The organism is Vibrio chemaguriensis (assembly GCF_012275705.1).
Lineage (GTDB): Bacteria > Pseudomonadota > Gammaproteobacteria > Enterobacterales > Vibrionaceae > Vibrio > Vibrio diabolicus.
In genome coordinates, this window is sequence record NZ_SHOE01000005.1 from 165,270 (window position 1) to 191,813 (window position 26,544).

Annotated in this window: 28 protein-coding genes; 11 read left to right on the forward strand and 17 right to left on the reverse strand. The window is 44.8% G+C overall.

Annotation, left to right across the window (positions count from 1 at the left end):
* Window positions 1-8: 8 nt before the first annotated feature.
* The 3 genes from flgD to flgB are packed head-to-tail and all read right to left on the reverse strand — an operon-like array spanning window position 9 to window position 1,491.
* Window positions 9-692: a flagellar hook assembly protein FlgD gene (flgD, locus tag EX191_RS07270; RefSeq protein WP_005395303.1), complete on the reverse strand. Its 684-nt coding sequence runs from the start codon at window positions 690-692 to the stop codon at window positions 9-11.
* The gene (gene flgC, locus EX191_RS07275; protein WP_005395305.1) at window positions 692-1,126 is read right to left on the reverse strand and encodes a flagellar basal body rod protein FlgC; all 435 of its coding nucleotides are present in this window, start codon (window positions 1,124-1,126) and stop codon (window positions 692-694) included. The genes flgD and flgC overlap by 1 nt, the downstream gene beginning before the upstream one ends.
* Window positions 1,127-1,128: 2 nt before the next feature.
* On the reverse strand, window positions 1,129-1,491 hold the full coding sequence (gene flgB / locus EX191_RS07280) for a flagellar basal body rod protein FlgB (protein ID WP_005395306.1): 363 nt from the start codon (window positions 1,489-1,491) through the stop codon (window positions 1,129-1,131).
* 77 nt (window positions 1,492-1,568) lie between these two features.
* On the opposite strand from flgB, the gene flgA reads away from it, so the two are divergent.
* The 4 genes from flgA (at window position 1,569) to EX191_RS07300 (ending at window position 3,968) form a co-directional block, all read left to right on the forward strand.
* Window positions 1,569-2,366, forward strand: a complete 798-nt coding sequence (flgA, locus tag EX191_RS07285) for a flagellar basal body P-ring formation chaperone FlgA (protein WP_193447453.1) — start codon at window positions 1,569-1,571, stop codon at window positions 2,364-2,366.
* Between the two features lie 135 nt (window positions 2,367-2,501).
* A complete protein-coding gene (flgM, locus tag EX191_RS07290) occupies window positions 2,502-2,783 on the forward strand; it encodes a flagellar biosynthesis anti-sigma factor FlgM (RefSeq protein ID WP_006741305.1) in 282 nt (93 codons plus the stop codon).
* 20 nt (window positions 2,784-2,803) lie between these two features.
* On the forward strand, window positions 2,804-3,241 hold the full coding sequence (gene flgN, locus EX191_RS07295) for a flagellar export chaperone FlgN (RefSeq protein WP_006741304.1): 438 nt from the start codon (window positions 2,804-2,806) through the stop codon (window positions 3,239-3,241).
* On the forward strand, window positions 3,222-3,968 hold the full coding sequence (locus tag EX191_RS07300) for a lytic transglycosylase domain-containing protein (protein WP_109168871.1): 747 nt from the start codon (window positions 3,222-3,224) through the stop codon (window positions 3,966-3,968). The genes flgN and EX191_RS07300 overlap by 20 nt, the downstream gene beginning before the upstream one ends.
* Before the next feature lie 436 nt (window positions 3,969-4,404).
* Here the strand turns inward: EX191_RS07300 and EX191_RS07305 are convergent, their stop codons facing one another.
* A complete protein-coding gene (locus EX191_RS07305) occupies window positions 4,405-4,923 on the reverse strand; it encodes an NUDIX hydrolase (RefSeq protein ID WP_109169003.1) in 519 nt (172 codons plus the stop codon).
* 278 nt (window positions 4,924-5,201) lie between these two features.
* Between EX191_RS07305 and EX191_RS07310 the strand changes: the two genes are divergently transcribed.
* Window positions 5,202-5,468, forward strand: coding sequence for a putative hemolysin (locus EX191_RS07310; RefSeq protein ID WP_005395313.1), 267 nt, complete (start codon window positions 5,202-5,204; stop codon window positions 5,466-5,468).
* A gap of 249 nt (window positions 5,469-5,717) precedes the next feature.
* Window positions 5,718-6,374: a hypothetical protein gene (locus tag EX191_RS07315; protein WP_048624711.1), complete on the forward strand. Its 657-nt coding sequence runs from the start codon at window positions 5,718-5,720 to the stop codon at window positions 6,372-6,374.
* On the opposite strand, the gene EX191_RS07320 is transcribed toward EX191_RS07315, so the two are convergent.
* Window positions 6,364-7,206 (reverse strand): YdcF family protein, encoded by an 843-nt coding sequence (locus EX191_RS07320; protein WP_109168870.1) that lies wholly within the window; start codon window positions 7,204-7,206, stop codon window positions 6,364-6,366. The two genes, EX191_RS07315 and EX191_RS07320, sit on opposite strands and share 11 nt — an antisense overlap.
* Before the next feature lie 131 nt (window positions 7,207-7,337).
* Here EX191_RS07320 and EX191_RS07325 point away from each other — a divergent pair, with 131 nt between their 5' ends.
* Window positions 7,338-8,708 carry an L-serine ammonia-lyase gene (locus tag EX191_RS07325; protein ID WP_005395319.1) on the forward strand — a complete coding sequence of 457 codons (1,371 nt, stop codon included), beginning with the start codon at window positions 7,338-7,340 and terminating at the stop codon, window positions 8,706-8,708.
* 332 nt (window positions 8,709-9,040) lie between these two features.
* Window positions 9,041-10,537, forward strand: a complete 1,497-nt coding sequence (locus EX191_RS07330) for a peptide MFS transporter (RefSeq protein ID WP_193447454.1) — start codon at window positions 9,041-9,043, stop codon at window positions 10,535-10,537.
* Window positions 10,538-10,611: 74 nt separating this feature from the next.
* On the opposite strand, the gene EX191_RS07335 is transcribed toward EX191_RS07330, so the two are convergent.
* Window positions 10,612-10,848: a VPA0252 family protein gene (locus tag EX191_RS07335; RefSeq protein ID WP_005395322.1), complete on the reverse strand. Its 237-nt coding sequence runs from the start codon at window positions 10,846-10,848 to the stop codon at window positions 10,612-10,614.
* A 256-nt stretch (window positions 10,849-11,104) separates the two neighbouring features.
* On the opposite strand from EX191_RS07335, the gene EX191_RS07340 reads away from it, so the two are divergent.
* Window positions 11,105-11,980, forward strand: a complete 876-nt coding sequence (locus EX191_RS07340; RefSeq protein ID WP_193447455.1) for a LysR family transcriptional regulator — start codon at window positions 11,105-11,107, stop codon at window positions 11,978-11,980.
* On the opposite strand, the gene EX191_RS07345 is transcribed toward EX191_RS07340, so the two are convergent.
* The 6 genes from EX191_RS07345 to EX191_RS07370 all read right to left on the reverse strand — a co-directional run bounded on the left by EX191_RS07345 (window position 11,977) and on the right by EX191_RS07370 (window position 18,570).
* Window positions 11,977-12,750 (reverse strand): phosphotransferase enzyme family protein, encoded by a 774-nt coding sequence (locus EX191_RS07345; protein ID WP_193447456.1) that lies wholly within the window; start codon window positions 12,748-12,750, stop codon window positions 11,977-11,979. The two genes, EX191_RS07340 and EX191_RS07345, sit on opposite strands and share 4 nt — an antisense overlap.
* Before the next feature lie 161 nt (window positions 12,751-12,911).
* Window positions 12,912-13,781, reverse strand: coding sequence for a LysR substrate-binding domain-containing protein (locus EX191_RS07350; RefSeq protein WP_193447457.1), 870 nt, complete (start codon window positions 13,779-13,781; stop codon window positions 12,912-12,914).
* Between the two features lie 136 nt (window positions 13,782-13,917).
* Window positions 13,918-14,898: an OmpA family protein gene (locus tag EX191_RS07355; protein ID WP_193447458.1), complete on the reverse strand. Its 981-nt coding sequence runs from the start codon at window positions 14,896-14,898 to the stop codon at window positions 13,918-13,920.
* A gap of 457 nt (window positions 14,899-15,355) precedes the next feature.
* Window positions 15,356-16,480: a M14 family metallopeptidase gene (locus tag EX191_RS07360; protein ID WP_182034438.1), complete on the reverse strand. Its 1,125-nt coding sequence runs from the start codon at window positions 16,478-16,480 to the stop codon at window positions 15,356-15,358.
* Between the two features lie 113 nt (window positions 16,481-16,593).
* Window positions 16,594-17,994, reverse strand: coding sequence for an FAD-dependent oxidoreductase (locus EX191_RS07365; protein ID WP_193447459.1), 1,401 nt, complete (start codon window positions 17,992-17,994; stop codon window positions 16,594-16,596).
* A 216-nt stretch (window positions 17,995-18,210) separates the two neighbouring features.
* Complete coding sequence (locus EX191_RS07370; RefSeq protein ID WP_005395335.1) at window positions 18,211-18,570, reverse strand: DUF3316 domain-containing protein; 360 nt, start codon at window positions 18,568-18,570, stop codon at window positions 18,211-18,213.
* 424 nt (window positions 18,571-18,994) lie between these two features.
* Between EX191_RS07370 and EX191_RS07375 the strand changes: the two genes are divergently transcribed.
* The gene (locus EX191_RS07375) at window positions 18,995-19,903 is read left to right on the forward strand and encodes a VirK/YbjX family protein (RefSeq protein WP_193447460.1); all 909 of its coding nucleotides are present in this window, start codon (window positions 18,995-18,997) and stop codon (window positions 19,901-19,903) included.
* 51 nt (window positions 19,904-19,954) lie between these two features.
* Entirely contained in the window at window positions 19,955-20,506 is a 552-nt protein-coding gene (locus tag EX191_RS07380) for a porin family protein (protein WP_047008000.1), read from the forward strand.
* Window positions 20,507-20,553: 47 nt separating this feature from the next.
* On the opposite strand, the gene EX191_RS07385 is transcribed toward EX191_RS07380, so the two are convergent.
* The 5 genes from EX191_RS07385 to EX191_RS07405 form a co-directional block, all read right to left on the reverse strand.
* Window positions 20,554-21,462: an EamA family transporter gene (locus EX191_RS07385; RefSeq protein ID WP_193447461.1), complete on the reverse strand. Its 909-nt coding sequence runs from the start codon at window positions 21,460-21,462 to the stop codon at window positions 20,554-20,556.
* Window positions 21,463-21,593: 131 nt separating this feature from the next.
* Window positions 21,594-22,295: a phosphonate utilization transcriptional regulator PhnR gene (gene phnR / locus EX191_RS07390; RefSeq protein WP_053808131.1), complete on the reverse strand. Its 702-nt coding sequence runs from the start codon at window positions 22,293-22,295 to the stop codon at window positions 21,594-21,596.
* Between the two features lie 9 nt (window positions 22,296-22,304).
* Window positions 22,305-24,029 (reverse strand): putative 2-aminoethylphosphonate ABC transporter permease subunit, encoded by a 1,725-nt coding sequence (locus tag EX191_RS07395; protein WP_193447462.1) that lies wholly within the window; start codon window positions 24,027-24,029, stop codon window positions 22,305-22,307.
* An 8-nt stretch (window positions 24,030-24,037) separates the two neighbouring features.
* Entirely contained in the window at window positions 24,038-25,144 is a 1,107-nt protein-coding gene (locus EX191_RS07400) for a putative 2-aminoethylphosphonate ABC transporter ATP-binding protein (RefSeq protein ID WP_054866913.1), read from the reverse strand.
* 325 nt (window positions 25,145-25,469) lie between these two features.
* On the reverse strand, window positions 25,470-26,480 hold the full coding sequence (locus EX191_RS07405) for a putative 2-aminoethylphosphonate ABC transporter substrate-binding protein (protein ID WP_193447463.1): 1,011 nt from the start codon (window positions 26,478-26,480) through the stop codon (window positions 25,470-25,472).
* Window positions 26,481-26,544 lie beyond the last annotated feature (64 nt).

A 26,544-nucleotide genomic window follows, 5' to 3' on the forward strand; every position in this document is an offset into this window, starting at 1 on the left:
CTATTTGGTTAAGCACCAAACTGAGTGATTTGATAGAAAGGAACGTTGCCAACGCCATGGACATTGACTAATGCTGCGCCGCCAGTATTTGGAATACGCACTTGCTCAACAGTGCCAGCCATGAGCACATTTGGACTTGCTTGCCCTTCTTGCACTTCTACTGCCACTGAGTATTTGCCTGGTTTAAGACCAAGTTCTTCAGGATTAATTGAAAAGTCGACGTCACCTTTGCCGTGAGCACCTAATGGCACTTTAGTAGATTGACCAAACTCATCTTTCACAACTAACGTCACTTGGTTTGAGCTATGAGCGAGTTCGATTTTTCCGTTCTGTACGCCTTCACCAAGCTCAAATTCTTTGGAGTTGACGTAAACAGTTTGTCCGACTAGCCCCGCTGTCGATAGCACTTGCATGTTGTCTAGGAGAATCATGCTCTGTTGCATTGTCTTGGACATATTCTCGGTACTTTGAACTTGAGAGAATTGAGCCAACTGACCAACGTATTCCGTGCCATCAAGTGGGTTAAGTGGATCTTGGTTTTGGATCTGCGCCACCATCAAAGAAATGAATTCGTTCTCTAATGAAGAAGCACTGTTCATATCTTTAGGATTTGGTGCAATGCCATTGTTCTCTTTTGCTTTAGTGCTCACCGGAGCATCAGACGATAAAGGTGTATATTGTGCGAGACTCATTAACTGCCCTGCCCTAATCTAAGCAGACCTTGCTGCATACTTTTCACATTTGATAACACTTCAACATTGGTTTCGAAGCTACGTGTCGCTGACATCATGTCTGCCATTTCAGCCACGACATCGATATCTGGGTAATACACATAACCTTCACCATTGGCCAACGGGTTGTTTGGCTCAAAGCGTTTCTCAGCTTCTCCCGCATTTTTCACAACGTCAACAATGCGAACTTCAGCATTGGGATAAACCCCGTTTTCCGTTGTCAGCTGCGCTTTTTGGTACACAGTCGCGAATACGGGCTTCAGCGCTTTATAAGCGTCATCTGGATTTGCAGACACCGCGTCCGCGTTAGCTAAGTTACTGGCGACCGTGTTAAGACGCACAGTTTGTGCCGTCATCGCGGATCCAGTGATCGAGTAAATATCAGTGAATGACATAATTAACGTCCCTCAATCGCTTTCGTTAAGCCATTAAATTTCATGTTGAGAAACGTCAGGCTAGTTTGAAAGTCCATGTTGTTTTGCGTGAATTTCGCTTGTTCAACACCCAGTTCTACAGTGTTGCCATCTTTGCTGTTCTGGTAAGGCACCGAGTATTGGGCCTGAACCTGAAACTTAGGCACTGGTTTGTTCACACCGCCTGCAGCCACCTGGTTCATTACGGTGGTGAAACTTAGGTCTTTCGCCAAATACCCAGGGGTGTCAACATTTGCTAGGTTACTGGCAAGGACTTTGGTACGCTGAACGCGAAAATTAAGTGCCTCTGGATGTACACCTAAAGCATTTTCAAATGTGATCGCCATGCATCTTCCTTACAGTTGGCTCGAATACGCCAACATACAAACAAGATGCGTGCCATAAAAAATAGTTATATATATCAATGATTTACAAACAAGGATGGAAGCCAAACTTCCGGCTCACGGAAAGCATTAAAAGCAAGGGGAAAGTGCTTACTTCCTCAACATTAATGCTAACTCTGCTTGCTCTAATACCAGGACAAACTTTCGCCAACACCTCTGGCAAAACCCTAAGCGTTGAGGAGATAAAATCTGTTGTAGCAGAGCATTTCAAACAAGAAGTGGCCCAAAATGCTCACTCTAACCAGTGGGGAGAATACCAACTGGATTTCGACATGTGGGTACCAGGCTCGGCGAATCACCTACCTGAGTGTGAATCGCCTCTGGTCATCACTGGTCGCGACAATCAAGCGTTGCCAGTTGGAAACCTTAAGCGCTCAGTAAGTTGCGATGACATCGCTTCACCCTGGCGAATTAACGTCACGATAAAATCTTCTCTGACACTGCCTGTCTTGGTTGCCACAACCACGGTCGGTCGAAATGAAGTTGTGACTGCCAAGCACGTTAAACTGGAAACGCGCACCATCTCGCGACAAGACGATTTTTATACTCGCCCAGGACAAGCAATAGGCTTAGAAACCTCTCGCCGTTTACGTGCAGGGCAAGTGGTCAACCCATCCAATTTATCGGCTCCACCTTTAATCGAAAAAGGCAATGAAGTCATAGTGATTGCGAGCAAAAATGGATTTAGCGCCAGCACGAAAGGAGTCGCCTTAGAAGATGGTGCGAAAGGGCAACAAATTGAAGTAGAAAACCTAAGTTCAGGCAAGGTCATTAGAGCTGTCGTAACCGGGTTAAACCAGGTTCATACTCAATTTTGATTTTGGACTCAGAGTAACATTTTTTAATTTTGGCTCTCGTCAGTAACGCTGAATTTCGAGTACAAAAAAAATATTTAATGTTTATCACATCCTAACCGCCTACTTAATTTAGAACATGATGATGAGGACCACAGCATGAAAATCGACAAAGTCGCGGGCGGTCATGTCCCACAAACAAAATTACAGCAAGCAAGCAAACAGCCTGTCGACGTCGTCGAACAGAGCAAAGTACACGAGCCTGCATTTCAAGCGAATACCGTAGCGATAGATCGCGCTCAAGCTGAAATGGCATCACTACCTGATGTTGATATGGAAAAAGTAGAACAAGTACGTAACGCATTAGCGCGTGGCGAACTTAGCTTAGATACCAAAGCACTATCAAAGGCGATCATGCAATTCCATACAGGTCACGAGTAATAACACACTAGGAAGAGATCATGGCAAGCGCAGTATCGCAGCGAATTCAACAATTTATTCGCTCAATACCTGAGGATATCAAGCTCTATCAACAACTTATCCCTTTGCTTCAACAGCAAAAAACGTTGTACTTAAAGTTTGATGGTGAGGCACTGAGCAACAATGTTCAGAAACAAATGCCAATACTCAATAAACTTAGCCGCTCAGCCAGTGATAGAAGCCAGTGTATGCGAGAGCTGGGGTTAGCGTGTAATGACGCCAGCGTAAAACGAATTTTCAATGCTTTGCCTGCCCAAATAGGTATGCAAGCTAGAAAACAATGGGCGCTATTGGAAACGTTGGTAAGTCAGTGCCAACAATACAATCAGAGCAATGGCCACAGCTCTGCGGCGTTCCATGAGTTGGTCAGTCAACTCAAACAACCTGTGCAACACACTTATGAAGATAAATCGTTCTAAACGATGTTCGTCTTGCCTACAGATTCAGTCGCCATCTCGGCTGAGTACTGTAGGCCTTTTTATTTTTATCGCCTTACTATCCTGCCTTTCAATCACCTGTCAGGCGAAACCAAGCCCAGCTGATATTCAAACGCAATATCAAGTTTTAGCCCCATACAAGCCACAAATTGCCAAACGTCTCGATTCATCCAGCCTGGTAATTCATCACATTTTCAAACAACTGCAAAGCCACTCTTTACCAAAGAGTCTAGCCTTAGTGCCAATGTTGGAATCCTCTTACAACCCCAAAGCCGTTTCTCATGCCAACGCCGCCGGACTTTGGCAACTGATACCAGCAACAGCTCAACGATTCGGATTGACTGTAGATACAAAACAAGACGATCGTTTTGATACAGAAGCAAGCACAGCTGCAGCACTCAAGTATCTGACGTTTTTATACAACAAATTCGATCAAAACATGGCGCTGACATTAGCGGCCTACAATGCAGGTGAAGGGCGTGTCGCACGCGCTATTCAGCGAGCAGGCAGTAACGACTTCCAGAAGCTCACACTACCTAAAGAGACTCGCCAATACGTTAGTCGATTCTTCGCGCTGGAAAAGTTGATAGATATCGGTCAGTTACAATCCTCATCATTTCAACCTTTACTCTTATTTTCTTCAGATGCTCCGATGGTTTCGCAACCGCTGATCGACTTTAGTCCACTACCTCCGTTGGTCAATTTGTGATAAAAATCACGACAAAATCCAATGTCAGAAAAACGTAAAATTACAAGATCGTGTTCGGCCAATTTGAAAACTCGTGATCTCTATGCAAACGTGTGCAAAAAAGTTGAGGTAAGGTATCTCAAAGATAAGAAAGAGTAGTGGTTTATTAAAAGGTACCCAAATTGCGCTTGCCAATTGGGTAGATATGCGTCACATTGCGTTTGCAAAAAACATGAAAACCAATGGTTGGACCTAATAATTATTTACACACTAAATGTAAAACAGCTATTGTTTTCATAGTTCGAAACAAATTTAAAATATCAAGATGACGCTTCGCTTGCGCGTCTGGAATAAGTCCGGGTTCCGGGGGGGAGTCCGGACTTTTTTTATCGATTTAAAAGCTGACCTATCAACAGAACAATGAGTGGGTAAGTCACTATGAGGCGAGCTAAGTTATTTATAGTAATTCTTTAGAAATCAACTGAAGCAAAAACGTTTCGCGCTCGATGCTCATGCCTTTTTTTGGGCTTTCTGCCATGGTCTTTTCATTGTGCGCTATCGCTTCGTGGATGCTCATCCATACTGGACGCATTCCATTTTTAACTTCATAGTCTTCATAAGCCGTTTCGCCTAGCTCACGATCGATTTTACATGTATAGCAATACGACACCATGTGCATTACGTCAGCGTCGTCTTTGTACCAAGGACGAAATTCCTCAAAGATCCCGAAAGGCTTAATACCATGGATATTCTGCGCGCCGGTTTCTTCTTCTAGTTCACGAACTAGTCCAGCAATCACATCTTCACCATCATCAATACCACCGCCTGGCAAAGTGTAGTCATGGTAACGCTCTGTATAGAGCAACAACACATCTTCACCATCTAGTACGATGGCGCGTGCCGCATTGCGCTGGAAAATAATTTTGTCGTCCAAGTGCTCAATGTCCGGATGAACGGTCGATTTTAAGTGTCTCATCGAAAATACCACTGTCATGTTTTGCGCGCATATTACCGAACTTCACGCTTTAAATCATCGTTGTCGGTCCAAATGCGTTCAAGACATTGGTTTGAACGCAACGGTTCTAACCTTCGTAACAATCCGCAACAAATAGAAGTGTGACGTGATAACCAGTAAAAGATGAGAATATCTAAATTCTTATACGTCCCTCTTACTTTTAACATCGATAAGACAATAATCTCTGAAAGTTGCCTATAATCAATACAATACTCGCCCACCCCATGCGGAGATAAAGAATGAAAAAGACAAATTTAATGATGGCTATGGCTGCAACGTTGGTACTGGCTGGTTGTTCAACTTACGAAGGTGCCACTCGCTCGACTGAGTATACCTCCGTCGCAAATCCTGCAGCCGTTTACTGTGTTCAGCAAGGTGGTGAGTTGGATACCGTTTCGGAAAATGGCGAACGTGTGACTTACTGCGTGCTGTCTGACGATAACCGTGTCGAGCAATGGGAATACTATCGCGACAATCATAAAGAAAGTGAGAGTGGCGACTACTAAATTTTTTTGTCGACACGTCAGATTCCCTCTATCACTTAGGAGCCTTTAGGCTCCTTTTTTATTTGATTTATCAAAACTTTCTCACTTCATTTTTACATACCTCTGACTTTACCGCACATCGATACTATATCGAACAGTGTTCTATTCTTGACATTCCTCTGACATAACTTTCCACTTGGACAATAAAATCCCAAACACAGATCACACTAATTCACATTTCTTCCACATTTTCTGGAACAGGTGAGCAAGATGAAAACACAAATAGTAAAAGAAGCCGAGTCAGCCCCAAGCAACGTTGTTACTGAAGAGTCAAAGCGCATCATTTATAAATCGAGTTTAAGTGCATTGATGATTGTCGCTATCAGTATTCTCGTTAACCTCAGTCTTCGCCTTGATTATGTCGTGTTGGGTTCAAGCCTTGGTGAGCTTTCCATAACAGAAACACTCCAGCTTGTGATGCTCGCGATTGCGTCATGGTCATTTTTCAGCCTATCTAAACAACAGCCTCAGCTAAAGCATGCGGCCATTTTGATTGCCGGCTTTTTCGCGGTGCTCATTATTCGTGAAACAGACTATTGGACAGACATGATTCGTCATGGTTCTTGGGTTTTCCCTGCGCTCGCTGTAACCGCACTGGCTTGCGCCAAAGCTTACCAAGGTGGTAAAGGTACCATGAACGAAATGGCGACCATCTTAACGGTGCCCCACATGAAACTGTTAATTGGTGCCGTGATGCTATTGTTGGTCTTCTCTCGCTTGTATGGCATGGGCAGTTTTTGGCAACAAGTGATGGACGAGAACTACATCCGTGATGTTAAAAATATTTCAGAAGAAGGCATGGAACTCCTTTGCTACTGTTTGATCGCATTGAGCGCAGTCCGCACAAAACGCGAACTTAATGAATAGACTCAGGATCCAAGCGGCGGTTCAATGCAGTTAATATCGGATGAACGATCCTTAACGCTTGTTCCGCAGCTCCTACAGATTCATCCAAGGCCGTCATTTCGATGGCCTTTTTCATGTCTTCAATCTGTTGCAAACTATCTTTATCGAGTGGTAAAGCGAGCAATTGCTGAATGGCATGTCTCGCGATCATAAGCGGCTTCTTTCGGACAACCGATAAGTCTCGTAAAAATGCTCCCTGCTTGACCCCTTCTAAATAAACTCGGTAAGTCGTGAGTTCATCCAGTAATAAAAATGCCGCTGCCATAGGCCCTTTATGTGGGTATGGTACGCTGATATGTTTGTTGATATCCAATGGTAAGTTGAGAGTAACGCCCATGGATACGCACTCAGATTTTAGTACTCGTAATAATCCCTGCTCATCCATCAAGGTTTGGATTTCTATGATTCGCTCAAGGTGGTAGTCATTCGACAACAAGGTGACCTCAACCGAACGCGCTGACCATAACTGGAACAAACCACTATCACACAAAACGCGAGAAGCGTAACGCATGTTCTGGAACGTATTCAAAGATCGATTTTCTAAAAGTATTTGATGTTCAGGGAACGGATGCACAGCGGCCGCATTTAGAGATTTAAAATAACTGTACATTGCATCTGCTTCAGAAATGCATTGGCCTTGCGTTAATCCACCACAAAAAATAATCGCCGTTCGCTCTGTGGGCAATGACGCAATCGCATTAGATAAGGCTTCGACTCTTGTTACCCCCTCAACGGTCAATCTGCTATTGACGAGGCGTTTACCTAAAACGATGACCACATTGTCTAACTTCATTTCAAAATCTCGCGCTTAGTTGGCAGTGTTACAAAAATCTTCTTTCACTCCCGGCCTACAGGCTTTAACATCTAGTTAACAACACTGTTCTAGAGACCTTTATAAAGGTTCACTGCTAAAGGAAGTCAATTATGCTGTCGATTTTCGATATATTTAAGATTGGTGTCGGGCCTTCTAGCTCCCACACTAATGGTCCTATGCTTGCCGGATTCCATTTCACTCAACTAGTTAGCGACTCTATGGCGAAAGTGCATCGGGTGCAAGTGGACCTTTATGGCTCATTATCGCTCACTGGGAGAGGGCACCACACAGACCGAGCCACTGTCCTTGGTTTGATGGGAAATAAACCCGATACCATTAAAATGAGTAGCGCTAAAAGTGCGCTACAAAATACGATAGACAACAACACGCTGCTGCTCGCTGGTACGCACCAGATTGAGTTTAGCTACGACCATGACATCGTCTTTCATAGTGACAACCTTCCCCTGCATGAAAACGGAATGACGATTACTGCACTAGACGCTGCGGGAGACCAAGTGGCGTTTGAAATTTATTATTCCATCGGAGGTGGGTTCATCGCCACCGCTGACGAACTAGAAAACGGCACGCAACAAGATGAAGTCGCGGTACCATTTCCTTTCACATCAGCGGATGAGATGCTGGAAAAAGCCGAGACTAACGGTTTTAGTTTGGGAGGTATGATTCTACAAAACGAACTGGCATTCCGCTCAGATGAAGAAATTAGCCAAAGAGCAGAACAAATTTGGAAAGTGATGTCGCTCTGCATGCAACGTGGTTTCGATACGGAAGGGATTTTAGAAGGTGGTCTCAATGTCACTCGTCGTGCACCAAACCTTTTGAAGAAGCTCGAAGCCAACGCTGCAGTTGAGAATGATCCAATGGAGATCATGGATTGGATTAACCTCTTTGCCTTTGCGGTTAGCGAAGAAAATGCAGCTGGCGGACAAGTCGTTACTTCTCCAACTAATGGCGCTGCGGGGGTGATTCCGGCGGTATTGATGTACTACCATCGCTTCATCAAAGAGCTTGATATTAAACAACTGAAAGACTTTCTCGCAGTCGCTGGCGCTATCGGCATCTTATACAAAACTAACGCGTCAATTTCCGGCGCCGAAGTGGGTTGTCAGGGAGAGGTCGGGGTTTCTTCATCCATGGCAGCCGCTGGTTTAACGGCACTCAGAGGCGGCAGTAACGAGCAGATTTGTATTGCTGCGGAAATTGCGATGGAGCATTCATTAGGAATGACTTGTGATCCGATCGGCGGCTTGGTTCAAGTGCCTTGCATTGAAAGAAATGCCATGGGCGCAATGAAAGCCATTAATGCCTCACGTATGGCATTAAAGCGCACGAGCAAATGCCTTATTTCATTAGATAAAGTTATCGAAACCATGTATCAAACTGGTAAAGATATGAACAAAAAATACCGTGAAACTTCCTTAGGTGGCTTGGCCGTCATTCATATGGCACCGCCATGCGAATAGTCAAATAAGCCCGCTATATCATTGCTGGCGATGCACTTCGTCAGCAATTTCCTTTCTCGCAAGACCTCTTTTTATTTGCCGTAATCCTATAAAACCCCATTAGCTCCAATCAGTAACAAATACAAAAAAATTAAACAAAAATAGAATTAAGCACTGCTTTATTCAAATTGATCTAGAACAACACATTAGCATTTAGCCACCTAAGCATTAGAAAATATAGTGCAGCATTTCCACGTTATGCGACAATTATTTCAATACTCAATCTTTCGTTTCATTACTATTTAATAGAAATAACAATACCTACCTTTCTCCGCTAATGTGAGTACAAAATTATGTGGAATAAACTCAATAAATCCATGATGTTCTGCCAAATGATGTTTGGCTTATCATTTTACGGTGTATTAGTAAGTCTAACTCGATTTTTTCTAGAGGATCTAAATTACAACGAAGCCGATACGATGATGATCGTTGGTGCTTTTTCGGCGATCGGGCCACTTTTCGCGATCGCGGGCGGCTTTATTGCAGATAAGTTTTTAGGCGCTTATCGCTCACTTTCTATCGCATATTTCGCTTTTGCATCCGGTTACGTATTACTCGTGTTGGGGGCTTCTGCTTCTAACGTTCCACTTTCAATGTGTGGTATTGCGCTCGCCAGTTATGGCCGCGGCCTGATGTCACCCTCTTACCCTAGCCTCTATAAACGAACGTTCAAATCACAAGAAGATTTTGAAAAAGGATACCCAATCAATTATTCAGTGAATAATGTTGGCGCCTTTTTAGGTCAATATTTGTTCCCAATGATTGTCCTTGTGATCGGCTTTAATGGCGGTTTTACCATCTCTGCTGTTATGGCAGCAGCGGCATTGATCATGCTATTGGTATTCCGCAAAGATCTTGTTGGCGTAGCCTCTGAGCTTGATCAAAAAACCGTAAGTTTAAAAAACTGGGTACTTTTTGCATTGATTTCATTGGCAATGATCGCGTTGGTATTTTTCATGTTTTCAAACATGGATATTGGCCAAAATATCGTATACGCCATCGGAGGGGCGGCGATCGCATACTTCATATCTCTGATGCTTAAAGCAAGCAAAGCTGAGTCTTTGAAGATGGGGACCATCTTAATTGTGACCTTGCTGACAACCTGTTTCTTTGTTTACTACGGACAAATGATGACCTCGATGAACATGGTTGCTATCAACACATTAAAAGGCTCTCTATTTGGTTTTATTCCGCTCGAACCAGAAGCAGCAATGGCAATGAACCCGCTTTGGTGTATGGTTGGTGGCCCTATCGTAGCTGGCTTTTTTGGGTTGCTGGAAAAGCGTGATATCTACCTCTCTACCGCGACAAAAATCGCCTTGGCATTTGTACTGACCGCGATAGCGTTTGGTATCTTGACGTTTGCCGTGACTACCGTGGGTGAAGATGTCGTGATCATGCCAGAAATCTTTCTCGCTATTCACTTCTTCCAGGCGATTGCAGAAGTCATCGTGGGTTCGATGGTCGTAGCGTTTATTCTTTCCGTCGCGCCGAAGCACATCGAAAACTTCTCTGTGAGCCTATTTTCTGTGGCAATCGCATTAAGCGGTATTATTGGTGCTGCATTCTCAACCTCTATCGCGTTAGAGAAAGGACAGACCATCACACAAGACATTGTACAAAACGTATATGGTGATTATTTCCAATTACTCACTGTCCTTGCTGTTGTGATGGTCGCTATCGCAATGGCAGCGTCACTCATTATTCGCAAGATGCTTGATGCGGCGAAAGAAAGCAATACTCAAGCGCAACCAGTCGAGATCGAAGCTGGGGTTGAAGTTCAAAGCTGAGTTTGATGATTTACCTATCTCAAAATATAAAAAATGCCGCGATATTCGCGGCATTTTCTTAACAACATGTTCGATTAATCACGTCGACCACGAAGTTCAATTTTTTGTGTAGCAGCATCCGTTTGGATGATTACCCCGCCATAGGCCGTTTCATTTCGACCTTTCAGCGTCAGTTGAGAATCTGCGCGCTCGACGTCGACCTGATTTTTCGTAGCCATCGTCATATCAATCGTGCCCGTGTATGACCCATCGCCAGCTAATGCTATGTTTGTTGAGCAAACCATCAAACCAAGTGCGATTAATTTTTTCATACGTCACCTCTGTTTTTGTTCTTACTTTCTTTCGATGAAAAAACTGTAACAACAGAAACATGTTCATACGAGGAAAGTCATCATTTACCAAATGGAAATCCAAACCACTAAATTGATATGACCAAGCATATTTGCTGTCCACCGTCGCCTTCAATAAACCATAAGATACGACAGCATGCTTAAATTGACCGAACGTTGTCTTTTATTCAGAAATTCAGAGATATGATTTCTCGGCAGAAGATAAATGAGACGATGTATGAGCATTAATCTGGACATTCAAAACATATTGGTACTAAAACTGATGTATGAGTTACGTAGCGTCCGATTGGTGGCAGATTCACTCGGAAAGACATCAGGATCAATCAGCAAAAACCTGACAAAAATGAAAGCGCAGCTCGATGACCCTTTGTTCATTCAGACTAAAAATGGCTTTGAACCGACCACTTTTGTCGAGGCGAACATGCCACATTTTGAACAAATCCTCACCAGTATTGATTCCATCAAACCACAGAGTTTTTCACCCGCTAATTTTGACGGCTCGATCACTATTTATGCGAACACATTGTTTTGGGATTACTTTGGTGACAAGTTTTACTTAGAATTACTAAAACACGCCCCAAAAGCAAAGTTCTCTTGTTTACGTTGGGGGAGCGACGCGAAAAAGCGATTAACTGAGGGTGAAAACGCTATTGCGATTCATTATTTTGATGAGGATCTTCCGCAGTCAATTATTCAAAACGAACTAGGTCGAGGAAAAGCCGTATTTTTTGTTCGAGATGAGCATCCCGCTCAACATTTCCAAGAGCTAGAAAACTACCCCTTTTTACTTTTCAAAACGCCGGGATGGAACGACTACCGATACCCGTTGTTGGAAAGGCTCAACCATATGGGGTTCAGAACCACACCTAAGGTAGAAATTGAACACCCTGCGATGATTCAAAAAGTGCTCCTACAAACGGATCATTTTGGTATAACCATGAGTGGACATGTGCCTAAGGGCTGCCGAAGTATCGCGCTTCCTGGCGGGTTAGAGCTTGATGTTCGCTACGTGATGAGCTGTCGTCGATCACAACAGCAAGCCCCGATAAACCAGTGGTTATTCAATGTCATTAAAGATATCACCCAGCCCTAACCTAAAAGTCCTAGGGTGATGACTTGTCTATGTTTTCTTAGGTACTCGATATCGTTGAGGTAAGCGGTATGATGGCAATCTTCTAGGTTCGCTTGAAACCTATCATCACCTTGAGCTGCGACCCCTCTCATATAATCAACTAACGCGGAGGGTCGATGTGTCATCACCTCCACCAGCTCTTCCCGTTCCAATCTCGAACACCCATAAGCGTCACAGAAAAGTTTTGCACGCTGAATTTGTTGCTCCAAACAGCCCATTTTATCGCGCTCATCGGTTTTAAATGGTGCCCAACCATAGACCGAAAAAGCGACGTCCCAAACTCTTGGCGCCGGATGCGCCGTATCAAAATCAAACACACCAACGACAAACTCTCCACGGAGTGCCACGTTATATGGCATGAAATCACCATGACAAATCACCTCTTGTGGTGTTCGTGGTGGCAGCATCCAGTGCAGCGTTTCATTTTGATATTGCTTAAGGAAACTCTCAGATGCATCGTGCATATCGCGTAACATTTTTGCCGCAGATTGGAGCGCGGAAACAGAAGCAATGTTGCCAATCAATGGATAGTTGTAAGTCTCTCCTTCGACATAGCTAACCCACTCTTTTCCTTTTTCAATACCAACCGCTTTAGGGCATGCCGTAAAGCCTCGTGAATGAAGATAGGTAAGTAGCAGATGGACAGTCATCGTCCAATAACTGGCAGGACGAGATATCAAATTCCCTTTTCGATAGATGGCATTTTCTCTACCGCCTTGCATTGTTTCCATAACAGTATCCTGTGTGGATTAAGCGCGCATCAGATAACGTAAAGCTAGATCATCATACACTCAAAGCTTTTAGAGAAGGTTGACTGACCCTATAAGAAACCGCGCATTTTGTTAGGTAAATCGCAAGAATAAGTACCGCTGTAAAAATAGACCGTAAAACATCAAAGGCTTTGTATTAACCATTGGGCAAAGGTGTTTACGTCTGACTTTTCTGATGCTCTAACCATCATATAGTGTGCGCCGGAGCTGGGCATGCCCCAATCTCCGATTTGCACTAATATCCCTTTTTGCAACTCATCCTCAACAAGAAAGTCTCTCACCAGCAAGACACCAAGTTGATTGGTTGCAGCTTGAATAGCAAGCAATGAATGTTCAAATTCTGCTATCACTTTGCTCACCTTGCCTTGATAACCTTGGTACGCAAACCATACCTGCCAAGATTCATGATAACCGCCGGTGCAGATTTTAGGTGTTTGAGACAGCTTCGTGAGGTCATCAATCGGATTTAACTGAATAAAGCCGGGGCTTGCTACAACGATCCAGTTTTCTTGGGTAAGCTGAATAGCTTGTTGTTCTTGCCAATCGCCATCTCCGTTAATAATTTCTATATCTGCAATCGCACTGGCGTTTGGAACCGTATTCGCGGTTGTCGAGATCTTAAAGGAAACATCTGGAAATTGACGCTGAAAATCGGCCAGCCTTGGCATTAGCCATTGCGAGCAAAAACTGTGGGCGACATGTAAGGTAATTTGCTTGTTCTGTGGGCGAGTAAATAAATGATGGGTCGATGTTGATAAGGTTTGAAGCACATGGTTAACCACCGGCCAGTATTCTTTTGCTGAGCTGGTCAGCGTAAGGTGCGTACCCTTGCGCTCGAATAATGTTGCATTTAACTGCAGTTCTAGCGATTTCACCTGCTGACTGACGGCCGCACGGGTCACATTTAGCTCCTCTGCGGCTTTAGTGAAGCTCTGTAATCGCGCCGTGGCTTCAAACGCTCGGAGCAAATTAAGCGGCGGTAAACTTTGCATAACACTCTCCCAAATACTCAGTAGCCATGGTATGAACTGGTGATGACAAATTGATGAAAGTGCTGAGTTTGTTAAGCGGGATCAAAAAAGCCAGCGTGATACACGCTGGCTTTTGGAACTGTCTCTTAAGCAGGAATTATTCTGCTTTCTCAGTGGTTTGGTATTCAAACGCAGGGACAACTACTTCAACACGACGGTTCATTTGACGACCTTGACGTGTTTCGTTGCTTGCTACTGGGTTAGCTTCACCCATGCCTTTCACTGTCATACGCTCAGCCGCAATACCTTTTGCTTGGAACTCGTCAGCAACGGCTTTCGCGCGTTTTTCTGTAAGTTGCTGGTTGTACGCAGCAGAACCCGTCGTATCACTGTAACCCGTGATCTCAACTTGAGCTTGTGGGTAAGTGTTCATCAGATCAACGGTACCAGAAAGGGTCGATGCATCTTTCACTTCTGCACTTTCTAGGTCGAATTGTACTGTCGCTGTTGTTTGAGCAGGGTAAACATGCTCAACAATGCGTGTTGCAGGGCGTGTTTCTACTACTTCCTCAACCACTTCTTCTTGAACTACTGGTTCAGAGCCGAACTTGTAGTTAAAACCAATACCGAAGAAATCTGAATCCATATCTTCAATCACGTCATCAGACATATCTTGGTAACGTTGGTATTCAGCACGTAGGCTCCAGTTGTAGTTGATTTTGTACTCAGCACCTAGAGAGCCTGTTGGTACGAAATCTTTTTCGTCACCCGCCATCATGTATGCAGCACCAACTTTCGCGAATAGATTCCAAGAATCCGTTAGCGGTAGGTTGAATTTAGGAGCAAGAGTCAACGCCCAAAGATCACCGTCAACGGTGTTTAGGCCCGGCTTTTTGAAGTTTGCAGTGAAGTCACCAAGGTAATCAACACCGTACTCTGCTGCAACGTACTCGTTGAAGCTGTAGCCCAGGTGCATAGATGCTGAAAAACTGTCGTCGTCACAAGGTTCGTTTAGGTAACACGCATCATTTAGAGAGTTGTAACCTACTTTACCGCCCATGTAAGTGTCAGCAAGTGCAACGTTTGAGATCACACCACCAGCAAGTACAGTAGCCACTGCTATAGCGATTTTTTTCATTATTCTTTTCCTTTTTCTTGTACACAAAGCAACACATCGAGGCAGCATACTGCCGTAAAATATGAAGCCGTAACTTTCTCTTTTCTTCGAACAGAAATAGCTAAATAGCGTAGGAAAGAATCAAAAAATGATATTCAAACGCCAATGACGTAAAACGGAGAAAGATAACCTCAAGACCATCTATTCATGAGCTTCATCCGCATACCCAACCGAGAAATAAAGTCTCGTTGCGTTGGTTTAGCCATAGTCAATTCGTTGCGGAGAATATCACAAAATAGCCAGTTTTCTGTGACGCAAATCACCATAAAAACCCATATTCTCAAATTTAAGAATCGACATTTAAGCCTGTGAATGGCAACAAATTTTTACAGGAGAGAATGGATACCGAAGGCATAAAAAAACAGCTCATTTAAAATGAGCTGTTTTCGAAATAATGAACAGACGTTAAGTTATCGAACTAGATTTTATCCGCCACGGTAAGCGTTGCAGCTAAGACATCTTGCCCAAATAATACACTGCGTTCTGGTGACCAACCATAAAGCGGATCTGGGTGATTGTTGTTATCTTTAAATGGCATCTCGATCGTGTACGACAGGCATTTGAACTGCTCCGCGACCCAGTTTGAGCCTACCGTCAAATTCGCTTTACCCGGCTCATCTTTATCATAACCAATCTCATCTTGGAACTCAGGTGTAATAGTCAGTAACGCTTGCTTAAATGATGCCTCTAAAGTGGCAAGATTTTCATCGTAAGAAGGAATACCTTCTGAGCCAGCGACGAAGTTGTAAGGAATTGCTTCATCACCATGGATATCTAAAAACATGTCAACACCCGTTTCCAGCATACGTTGACGCACAAGGTAGACTTCTGGACTTTTCTCCATAGACGGAGTTTGCCATTCACGGTTCAAGTTCACGCCTACCGCGTTCGTACGCAAGTGGCCGCGAATACCACCGTCTGGGTTCATGTTTGGTACCACGTAAAGCACTGCTTTTTCCAGTAATGCACGCGCAACAGTGTCATTTTCATCCAGTAAACGTTGGATCATGCCTTCCATGAACCATTCAGCCATGGTTTCACCCGGATGTTGGCGTGCAATCATCCAGATTTTCTTTTTGCCTTCTTCCGGCTCACCAAACGTTAGCAAGCTCATGTCATTGCCGTCTAATGTGTGGCCTAATGTTTCTAGTTGGCAGTGGTGCGCACTTTGTGCCATGTGTAACAAGTCTAAATGACGATCGTATGTGTAAGGCGCAAAGTACGCGAAGTAAATTGAGCTACGCTCAGGGATAACAGTGAAAGTCAGCGTGTCGCCATCGAACTCTGCTGGTATACGGAACCATTCTTCACGGTCGTAAGACGCCGCGACATCGTAACCTTGCCACCCTTCTGGATAAGCCGACTTAGCCAAATCAAGCAGTTTGATCGTGTGCGACTGCTCGGCTTCGGTTTCTAGACGGAAATGGAACCACTGGTAGAATTCCGACATATTGTCATTAGGGATTTTAAGTTGGATGTCATTTTTGTCGTCCGCTTTCACTACGTGAATGCTGCCGCTATCGAAGTTGCTGAATACTTTCATTATATTACTCACCTTTTAAATCTGAGCTTGAAAGACAGAGGCTAACACAAGGCTACATCGCCCCCCAATGACTTTCACTGCAAACTGTCTCGTTTGTGGCTAAAGTCTTCAGTTTAGTCGAGCTTATCCGCTTTGCCTGCTGGTCCTGCGAGTTTCGCTAGCCATTTATCCCAAACAAACGGATGTTTCTCATTGTCTTCCGCTTCCTCTTTTCGGCGAACAGCATTTCGTACCATCATTGCTCCCAGCCAACGTATTGGTTCTGGTGGAAAATACCCAAGCGGTCCTTGCGCTAAACCACTTCGCGTCCATTCGTTATCTAGCCCTAACACCAACGACGATAAAATTTTTCCACCCATTCGAGTTTGGGCAACGCCATTACCTGAATAACCAAACCCGTAAAAGACATTACTTTGCTCATCCAATTGGCCAAAAAAAGGAAAACCAGTTGCGGAACGATCCGAACCGCCAGTCCAAGAGTACTCAAATTCAGCCCCTTTTAAGCGAGGAAAAAGGTTGTCGAATGATTTTTTTAGTAGCGTTTGATAACGCGTCGGCTTGTTAAACATCGCATCAACTTGGTTGTTGAAAGAGAACTGATTACCGCCTTTACCTAGCATCAAACGGCCATCTGGCGTATCTCGGTAATAATGTACGAAGATGCGTGAGTCCAAGACACTCGAACCTGCTTGCCAACCAGATTGAGACAACGTATCACCAAGCGGTTTGGTAATAACCATATCCGAAGACACCACAACAATACTGTTTTTGAACTGCTTAAATTGCTCAACCATCCATGCGTTCAATGCCAACACCACCTTATGTGCTTGAATTTTGCCTTCAGGAGTACAAACAGTCGCAGGTTCTCCATAATCTAGACGCGTCATTGGCGTGTTCTCATAAACTTCTACACCCAGATCAATAGCAACACGGCGTAACCCTCGCGCGAGTAAGGCGGGTTGTACGTTAGCAGCAACCGGAGAGTGATAGCCTTCAATATGGCGAGGTGAACCCGCATTGGCACGCAGTTCCTCCACCGAGCAACGACGCCAACTGTTCACATCTAGCCGTTGTAACTCGTCGACAACTGGTTGCATTCCACCTTTCTGAGCCTGATTGGTTGCGGTGTAATAAACCCCTTTTAACGATAATTGCGCATCGATATTGTATTGCTGACAAAAGTCGTCAATCTCCAACACCGCTTGTTCCGACTCTTTTACCAACCAAACAGCATGTTCTTCACCGAATAACCGTTTCAACGTCGGGAACTTGGTAGACCATGTCAGCATACAGCCACCATTCGCGCCAGATGCCCCACTGCCACACAAGCCCTTTTCGATAACAACCACCTGTTTTTCAGGAGATTGCTGCTTAATCATAATCGCTGTCCAAAGTCCGGTGTAGCCACCACCGACAATAGCAATATCGGTATCAATATTTTGATGTAATGGTTGCGGCGTTTCTGGCTGTTCAGCTTCAATGGCCTGCTTGAACCAGTATGAACTGTGTGTCATCGGATATCCTTGTTAGTGCGTTGCATCGTTTCTGTAAACACTTTACAAACGATGAGCACAATCAACGAGCAAGAATATCTAACGCTGAGCGATAGCAAATGTTGCGCTGAGAGAGTGGAAGTTTCCGCTATCAATGAATACAAAAAAGGGGAGCAGCGCTCCCCAAAACAAACAGCAAGGATATAAATTATCGGAAAATCGAGACCGTCTTACTGGTTAGTATTTACCGGTTTCACGCATGCGGTACTCGTATTGAACATTGAGAATAGGCTGGTATACAACTTGCCCGTCACTTTGCAAGAACTCATTCACCATGACTTTTGAGTCGGTGATAGAAAACGACTGGCGATCAACATACTCTGTAAGGCTTGTAAACTCGTCACGAAGCTGACCTGGTGATTTGCTTTGATAGTTCTGAATCATGTCACGACCCATTTCATAAGCCGCTTGTTTGCTATCCATAACATCACCATGGATCGTTTCGGTATCGTTTGTCCACTGATAGCCACCAGCAAAAACAACAGAAGGTGCAGCAGTCAGAGCAATCATACTTGCTAAAGTCATTAAGCGTTTCATAAACCTCTCCTTACTTACCTTTATATCGGGCCTAAATTGGCTCGATACTTATAAGGTACGTATAAAGACCAGAAACACGTCAAAATAATTTCAAATAACGTTCAATTATTGTTCAACTCATTTCACTTTAACTTAGCAACACGGCATCATACTCTGCCAACACGAGCATTTTTCTACCTCGTAATCACAACGTTCAAAGTGGCTTCCAAACTGACATTTCCTTACCAACCCGTACAATACCTAAGGTCAATTTTCTCTTAGAATCCCAACAAAAGAACAGTGTTCAAAACCTTATATAAACGTCGGGCACAGCAAAACCTCCCCTTTTAGTAGTGCTTTGCATTTCCCCCTTTTTCGGGTTCTTCGCTGCTCGTCCGTCGGTTCTTAATTGTGGCTGTTGAGCACACGTTAATCTGGAGTGAAAATGACCGCGAACAAATCCATTTTTTACCATAGCAAATCAATTTACTCAGATGATTATGCTGATGTCTATAAGCCAATTTGGACCTACAGAGCTAAGTTCATCTTGCGCGCACTTTACTACAAACGAGCGTTTAAGCACCTGTCAGATAATATTGAATCGTCATTGCTAGAGATACTTTGTGCACGTACGCACCGATTTTTAGAAAAACCGTTTCGTCCCTACATCATCAAAAATAACTCAGCGTTCGATCGTTCAAACCTAGTGGTTGATCACTACAAAACCATTTCAGAGCTGTTTTCTAAACAGACCATTGAAGAGATCTATACCGATTCGACTGGCTTAACATTAACATCATTTGAAATCGACGAGACATTGTACTCTGTGCGCTTGGTGTACGAAGCGCGTTACCAAAAAGAAGGCGACATGAGCCTAGTGCTACACAGCGCGGAGGATGGCAACTTCTATACGCTCTCATTTACTCTCGGCCACATAGAATCTGGACGCAGCATTATGATTGGCGGCTTGCAAGGGCCACGCAGCAGTGAAGAGAACAACGCGAAAATTAAAAAGTTAACTCGTAAACTTTACGGGCAAAGACCAAAAAGCTTGATGGTGAGTTTGCTCACTTTACTCGCGCAAATTTGGGAAGTGAATACGATTCTAGCGGTAAAAACACAATCCCATACTTATGCTGCACGACGCTACAGTAAAGGACGAATCAAAACGGATTACGATGCACTCTGGCAAGAGTTGGGCGGCACCGAATACAACCGTCATTTCTACTCACTCGATGTGAATGCCCCGCGTCGTGATATCGAAGGCATGTCGCGTTCTAAGCGTTCGATGTATCGACGTCGTTACGAATGGTTAGACAATACCAAAGCGGAGTTCATAACAAGGCTACGTTAACCCAACGCAGCACATGACGCTTTGTTTTTCATTTTATGATTCGGAGTTTTTATGTCTTACAAGTACGCCGTTGCATGCTTACTGTCCGCACTTTCCTTAACGGCTCATGCACAACCAACCCAACATGTTGTTGGAGCAAATTTAGGCTACGGTAATGTTAGTTACGATGTGAACAATAGCCATGATGAAGGTGACATGTTCCTTGGTGATGTATATTACCGTTACATGTTCGATCACAACTTTGGTATTGAAGCCGGCTATAAGGGCGCATTTAACGGCATTGGCTCCGTACTTATCAGTCCCTTAACAGAAATCACCGATGTCAGTTATGGCGGGCCTCGACTCAGCGGTTACGCAAGTTACCCTCTGGGAGCTGGCTTTGAGCTTTACGGGAAAGGTGGTATCACTTACTACACGTTAAGTTACACGCTTAAAAACAATGGTCAGAATAAAGAATATGACGAGTCTAGTCTTGGCGGAGAAGCCGCTGCTGGTGTCGCTTGGGCCTATAAACACTTTGGTTTGAACTTAGAGTACAACTACGCCAAGAATAGCGATTTTGATTCTGGCGGTGTGATGTTTGGTGCACAATTGCGATTTTAAAAATTTAGCTGTGCCAAGGCACCGAATCGACATCGGTGCCTTATACCTCAAGCAGAGCTCAATGACATAATGATTCCGCTCAGGATCAACAGCACCCCGACGCCTCGCGTGAAATACCATTTTTCAGCCAACAACCACACGCCCATTAATAAACCAAATACAATGCTGATTTGTCGCAAAGCCACAACAAGGCTGACGTTATCAGTCATAGTCATCGCAAACAGCACCAAGCCGTAGGTGGATGCCATCATGATGCCAGCCATGCTCGCACTTTTGCGAATCATCCAAGCGGTTTGTAGTTCTTGCTGACTCCCCGAAACAATACACCACAATAAAACCGGTACTCCCATAACCCAAAACTGCACGCCTAGATAAAAAATCGCGCTATAGTGGTCGTTAAGAATGGTCGATGTTTGTTGAGTTAGCAGATTCAGTGCTTGCTTGTCCACAACGGAGTAACCCGTCGTGCCAAACGCCGCAATCAAGGCCCAAAATACACCAACATTCAGGTACTCCCCAAGAGTAATTTGACGAAAACTGGTCACTGGAACTAGGACACAACCTAAAGTAATAAGCAGGAAACCCAACCACTGCTGAGCATTCAACTCATAACCTAAGGCGACGGTGAGTGCGCCCACCATCATTACAGGAAGTGCTCTCGCAATCGGATAAATCACTCCCACATCGGCGTGCTTGTAGGCCACGATCAAACCAACCAAATAGACGATTTGAGATAAACCACTGATAAACAGCATTCCCCAAAACACGCTGGGCAACGTCGCCCAGCCAATGTTAAAGAGATACCAAATAAGGTAGGGCGTGAGCAGAAGGCAAGCAGATAAACTTGCCGCCATCGTAAACGCGAGCCCTGAACCAGCGTTGCTTTTACCAAGAATATTCCAGCCAGCATGCATAACCGCAGACAATACAACGAGTGCTATTGCCAAGAGATCCATTCCGTTTTCCTGTTTATGATATTTAGATACCCTCATGGTGCTTGGGTACAACAAAGGCCCCAATATGGAGCCTTTGAATTTGAGATATAAACTGCTCGCCGCCAACTAGACAGATGACCAGCAAACAGAGATTAATTCAGCTCTGCGACAGACTCGATGCTGATGGCATCATGACGCCAGTATTCGATGTCACAGTCAATCAACTCACCATGTTGGTTGTAGTTGATACGTTCAACCACCATTGCAGGCGTACCAGAAGTCGCGCGCAATGCCTGTGCCACCTCACCCAACAAAGTACTAGTCGAAATGCGGTAACGAATTTTTTGATACGTCACACCGTAGTGTTCACGATAAATGTCGGTTAACGAGTTTGATAAATCATAAGACAATAAGTTGGGAAATATGTCTGGTCGAATGTAGTTCGTGACATAAACCACCGGACGCTCTTCTAGGTAACGAACGCGGTCGACACGAAATACGTCTGAAAACGGCTGAAGGTCCAACAAACGAGCGGCCAATTTATTAGCCAAGGTGCCTTTTGCGGCTATCACTTCTGTTTTTGGCACGCGATTTTGCGCTTTCGCCATGTTCGGGAAGTTTAGCGTTTGGGTAGGGTCGTAACGCAATGGCTCAGGTGAGATAAACCAACCTCGGCGATCTTCGCGATAGATTCGACCTTCCGCTTCGAGCAGTGATAAAGCTTCACGCAGAGTGACACGTGTAGTATCGAACGACTCCGCCAACTTACGCTCTGCTGGCAGTTTTTGACGCGGCGATAGCATGCCCGCTTCAATCTGTTCAACAATCGAATCTTTAATTTTTACGTATTGCACGAAGTGTCCTTATCTTTTGCGCCAAGCTTGTGTGCGATTCTCTAACAATTTACCCAAAGTCATCTGAACAATCTTCGCAATTGCGGCAGCAATCATGATCATCACAGCCATTGCCGCTGCAGCGCCAGTTTGACCTGCATCGTCCATATTCAGAATCGAGACCGAAGCCGGAATCGTATCGGTTGAGTAAAGGAATACTACCGCAGAAGTGGTGGTCAATGCATTAACAAACAAGTAAGTCGCAATGTCCAAAATCGCAGGTAAACACACAGGTAATGTCACTTTAAAGAACAACTTGTATTGAGGAAGCTTCACCGATGCTGCTGTGGCTTCAATCTCCGATGGCAACTGCTTTAGCGCTGTCAGTGCAGTCATGTGACCCACCGTGTAGTAATGCACTACCGTGTTAATTACCAAGAATGCCATGGTGCCATAAAGCACATTCAGAGGATTGTTCGCATCATTGAAGTAAAAGATGTAACCCAAGCCAAGCACCATACCCGGAACCGCCATTGGCACCACGCTAAGCATTTGCATCACCTGACGAATTGGACCGAACGCACGCCCTTTCTCAATACAGTAAGCACCGACAAATATGATGGCAGTACCGATCACTGCCGTCCAACCTGCCAGCGTTAGCGAGTTGAAGAATGGGCTCCAACCGTAAGTGCTCATTTCAGCAAAGTTGTAGTTGTTTAGCGTCAGCGCTTTGTTCCAAGGCCAGAACGTAACTAACGAGCCATACACCGCCATGCCAAGCACAGCCAACACTGCGATAGAAATGATGCTGCAGTAAACCAAACAAATGCTGTCGCGCGCTTTGTTAGGTTCTGGCTGGTAAGGCACTGAACGTGTGTCGAACAAGCTCTTCTGCTTTTTCTGTACCCAGCGGTCTGCGCCGAATGCCATTACCGCAGGGAATAACAACATAATGCTGGTCACTGCACCCATAGCAAAGTTTTGTTGTCCCACAACTTGTTTGAAGATGTCAGTCGCCAGAACGTTGTAGCTGCCACCAATCACTTTCGGCACACCAAAGTCCGTGATAACCAGTGTAAAGACCACGATAAGCGTACTGATCAAACCGTATTTCGCCGCAGGTAACGTCACCATAAAGAAGGTTTTGATGGGTGATGTTTTCAGTGCGCGGGCAGCTTCATACAAACGGGCATCAGAAGTACGCAGTGAAGTGGTCAAAATCATCAATGCATGAGGGAAGGTCCAGAAAATCAAACCCATCGAGATACCAATCACGCCGTAAACCGAGTTTCCTAACAGCATCTCTTTGGCAATGCCTTGATTACCGAAAAGGAAGATCAAACTGATCGCCGGCAACAACGAAGGCGCGAGAATCGGCGCAGTACCTAGGATTTGGAACAAACCTTTAAACGGCATACATGAACGAGTCAGCGCGTAGGCATAGCCAAACGCAAGCACACCCACTACCGAGGTCACTATCACGCCCAAAGTGAAGGTGTTACCCACCGACACCCACAAGCTTGAAGAAGAAAAGTACGTCGCAAAGTTTGCCAATCCGACAAATTCGCCATTGGCATTTTGTACACTCTTGGTCAACATTGCCCAAAGCGGCATTAAGATGAACAGCACCATCATGGTCGACAAACCAGCGAGCAAACCGAACAATACTAGGTTATCGCGGCTGACTCGTCCGAGTAGGGATTTTGCTTTGTCTTGTGTGGTCAGGCTATTCATCGTCATTGTCTTCGCATCCATGTTTACACCTACGCCGCTAGCGCTTTATCAACCGAGGGCACGGCGTAACCATGCAACCCTTCTTCAGCAAACTGGATGTAACGTACATCGCCCGCTTTGATATTGAGTTTTTGAACCGTTTCCACAGGCACATCCACTACGATGGTTTTCGTTGAGCTGTCGTTTTGCAATACACAATCAATGCGGAAAAACGCCCCAAGAAACTCGGTTGCGGTAACTCGCACAGGTAAAGAGTTGGTGTAGTTTTCAACGAATTTGATGCTTTCAGGACGCACCGCAAGGTCGAAGCGGTCACCACGTTGGATCTTACGATTGGTCAAGCTTGGCGTTGGCATTAGGGTTTCTGCAATGCGTACTTGGGAGTCCGTTGCGACTGAGGTTTCAATAAAGTTCATGCTACCGACAAACTCAGCGACAAAGCGCGTTGCTGGTTGTTGGTAGATCTCTTGAGGTGTGCCGACTTGCTCAATCACACCATGGTTCATTACCACAATACGATCCGCCATTGACAGCGCTTCGTCCTGATCGTGCGTAACCATGATGGTGGTGATGCCAAGCTTGCGTTGCAGCTTACAAATTTCGTCACGTAAGTGAACACGTACTTTTGCATCCAGCGCTGACAGCGGCTCATCCAATAACAGCAGACCCGGAGACAACGCTAATGCGCGAGCGAGTGCCACACGCTGCTGCTGACCACCAGAAAGTTGGTTAGGGAATTTCTCACCAGAGGTTGGAAGACCAATAGTTTCTAACCAATAATCTACTTTCTCTAACGCTTCTTTGGTCGACATGCCTTGGTTCTTCAAACCCACCGCAATATTCTCTTGCACAGTTAGGTTCGGAAACAAAGCATAAGATTGAAATACAATGCCGAAATCGCGCTTCTCTGGTGGCAGGAATGTGGTCTCTTGACCGTTTTGAAAAATCGCACCAGACGTTGGCAAGTCTAAACCTGCAATAGCACGTAATAGAGTGGTTTTACCGCAGCCAGAAGGGCCAAGAAAACAAACGAACTCGCCCTTTTCAATCGCTAGCGAGATTTTCTTTAATGCAGTGAACTGTCCGAATTGCTTCACTACATTTTCGATATTTAGGTAATGTTGGTTAGTTGACATAACACACGCTCCAAATGGTATATACCAACTTTAGTTTTGGAGTGTTACGTTCCAATGACAAATTTATAGCCAGAAGATGACAAATAGATGAAGGGAGATGAGGTTTGTTTAAGTGGTAATTAGAGATTCCCGACTCACTCCTTCGTCGCTCTCGAGAATGACGTTGTGAGTGTAGGTAGAAGCTCCCAACTTTCTTAAGTCCGTCATTCCAGCGAACCTAGGTGAGACTAGGAATCTACTTTCAACAAACTCTGAAATAAAAGAGAAAACAAAAAATCCACCTCAACCGAGGTGGATTTCAACATTCAACTCAAAGCAAATTCCATTAAGACTTTGGCTCTGACTTCGCATCAAATTTTTCAGACCATGCCGCTAGAATCTCTGCACGCTTGCTGCCCATTTGCGCAAAGTCCATCTTCGCCATGTTCTCTTGAACGTTCGGGAAGTTAGATACTGTCGCTTTCACTTCTTTATGTGCAACCACTGGGTACATTTCCACGTAAAGCTCGTTTGCTGCTTTAGAGATTGACCAGTCGACAACGCGCTTTGCTGCATCAGACTCTTTTACTAGACCAACGGCTTCTGATTCCCAGCCGATGCCTTTTGGCGTGATAACCGCTAGTGGTGCACCTTGTGTTTTCAGCTTCGCGCCGCGGCTCGCCATCGAAATACCGATAGCCACTTCACCCATACCCGCTTGAACACATGGCTTAGAGCCCGAGTGCGTGTAGTGTGCAATGTTCTTGTCTAAGTCACGCATGTAGTTCCATGCCTGATCTTCACCCATGTTTTGTAGCCAAGCAGAAACCTGCATGTAGCCAGTGCCTGAAGAAGCTGGGTTAGGCATTGCTATGTGACCTTTGTAAACCGGCTTTGTTAGGTCTTCCCAAGACGTTGGTTTAGGCAGATTAAGCTGTTTCGCTACCGCTTCGTTGAAACAAACTGCGTTAAAGAACGCATCGTTACCAAACCAAGCTTGGTTTGATTTAGGGTCGTTTAGGTTCGCATGCAGCTCTTCCAAACCTTTTGGTGTGTAAGGCTTAAGAAGACCTTCATCTTTAAGCAGTGCCATTGACGAGCCAGCAAGCCCCCAAACCACTTCCGCTTGAGGGTTGTTCTTTTCTGCCAGCAATTTCGCCGTCATGATACCTGTTGAATCACGAACCCACTTAATCTTGATATCTGGGTTGTCTTTCTCAAACGCAGACTTGTATTTAGCAAGAATGTCAGTTTCGAAAGCGGTGTAAACCGTGACTTCCTGTGCTGCCATTGCATTCGTAGCTAGCAGAGAGACAAGTGCAGCCAGCGATCCTTTCATCAAACGGTTTTTCATCATTTTCTCCAGTTAATTTGGCCAAGTTTTCATTTGGTCTGTACCAGTTGACGATAACCACCCTACT

Coding starts and splice junctions, on each gene's coding strand:
- EX191_RS07355 (WP_193447458.1), bottom strand. CDS start 14,898: ATGAAAAAAATCGCTATAGCAGTGGCTACTGTACTTGCTGGTGGTGTG.
- EX191_RS07375 (WP_193447460.1), top strand. CDS start 18,995: ATGACCGCGAACAAATCCATTTTTTACCATAGCAAATCAATTTACTCA.
- EX191_RS07365 (WP_193447459.1), bottom strand. CDS start 17,994: ATGACACACAGTTCATACTGGTTCAAGCAGGCCATTGAAGCTGAACAG.
- EX191_RS07340 (WP_193447455.1), top strand. CDS start 11,105: ATGAGCATTAATCTGGACATTCAAAACATATTGGTACTAAAACTGATG.
- EX191_RS07405 (WP_193447463.1), bottom strand. CDS start 26,480: ATGATGAAAAACCGTTTGATGAAAGGATCGCTGGCTGCACTTGTCTCT.
- flgM (WP_006741305.1), top strand. CDS start 2,502: ATGAAAATCGACAAAGTCGCGGGCGGTCATGTCCCACAAACAAAATTA.
- EX191_RS07315 (WP_048624711.1), top strand. CDS start 5,718: ATGAAAACACAAATAGTAAAAGAAGCCGAGTCAGCCCCAAGCAACGTT.
- EX191_RS07305 (WP_109169003.1), bottom strand. CDS start 4,923: ATGAGACACTTAAAATCGACCGTTCATCCGGACATTGAGCACTTGGAC.
- flgD (WP_005395303.1), bottom strand. CDS start 692: ATGAGTCTCGCACAATATACACCTTTATCGTCTGATGCTCCGGTGAGC.
- flgB (WP_005395306.1), bottom strand. CDS start 1,491: ATGGCGATCACATTTGAAAATGCTTTAGGTGTACATCCAGAGGCACTT.
- EX191_RS07325 (WP_005395319.1), top strand. CDS start 7,338: ATGCTGTCGATTTTCGATATATTTAAGATTGGTGTCGGGCCTTCTAGC.
- EX191_RS07360 (WP_182034438.1), bottom strand. CDS start 16,480: ATGAAAGTATTCAGCAACTTCGATAGCGGCAGCATTCACGTAGTGAAA.
- flgN (WP_006741304.1), top strand. CDS start 2,804: ATGGCAAGCGCAGTATCGCAGCGAATTCAACAATTTATTCGCTCAATA.
- EX191_RS07300 (WP_109168871.1), top strand. CDS start 3,222: ATGAAGATAAATCGTTCTAAACGATGTTCGTCTTGCCTACAGATTCAG.
- EX191_RS07385 (WP_193447461.1), bottom strand. CDS start 21,462: ATGGATCTCTTGGCAATAGCACTCGTTGTATTGTCTGCGGTTATGCAT.
- EX191_RS07400 (WP_054866913.1), bottom strand. CDS start 25,144: ATGTCAACTAACCAACATTACCTAAATATCGAAAATGTAGTGAAGCAA.
- EX191_RS07335 (WP_005395322.1), bottom strand. CDS start 10,848: ATGAAAAAATTAATCGCACTTGGTTTGATGGTTTGCTCAACAAACATA.
- EX191_RS07330 (WP_193447454.1), top strand. CDS start 9,041: ATGTGGAATAAACTCAATAAATCCATGATGTTCTGCCAAATGATGTTT.
- EX191_RS07320 (WP_109168870.1), bottom strand. CDS start 7,206: ATGAAGTTAGACAATGTGGTCATCGTTTTAGGTAAACGCCTCGTCAAT.
- EX191_RS07395 (WP_193447462.1), bottom strand. CDS start 24,029: ATGGATGCGAAGACAATGACGATGAATAGCCTGACCACACAAGACAAA.
- flgC (WP_005395305.1), bottom strand. CDS start 1,126: ATGTCATTCACTGATATTTACTCGATCACTGGATCCGCGATGACGGCA.
- EX191_RS07310 (WP_005395313.1), top strand. CDS start 5,202: ATGAAAAAGACAAATTTAATGATGGCTATGGCTGCAACGTTGGTACTG.
- EX191_RS07370 (WP_005395335.1), bottom strand. CDS start 18,570: ATGAAACGCTTAATGACTTTAGCAAGTATGATTGCTCTGACTGCTGCA.
- EX191_RS07380 (WP_047008000.1), top strand. CDS start 19,955: ATGTCTTACAAGTACGCCGTTGCATGCTTACTGTCCGCACTTTCCTTA.
- EX191_RS07350 (WP_193447457.1), bottom strand. CDS start 13,781: ATGCAAAGTTTACCGCCGCTTAATTTGCTCCGAGCGTTTGAAGCCACG.
- flgA (WP_193447453.1), top strand. CDS start 1,569: ATGATTTACAAACAAGGATGGAAGCCAAACTTCCGGCTCACGGAAAGC.
- EX191_RS07345 (WP_193447456.1), bottom strand. CDS start 12,750: ATGGAAACAATGCAAGGCGGTAGAGAAAATGCCATCTATCGAAAAGGG.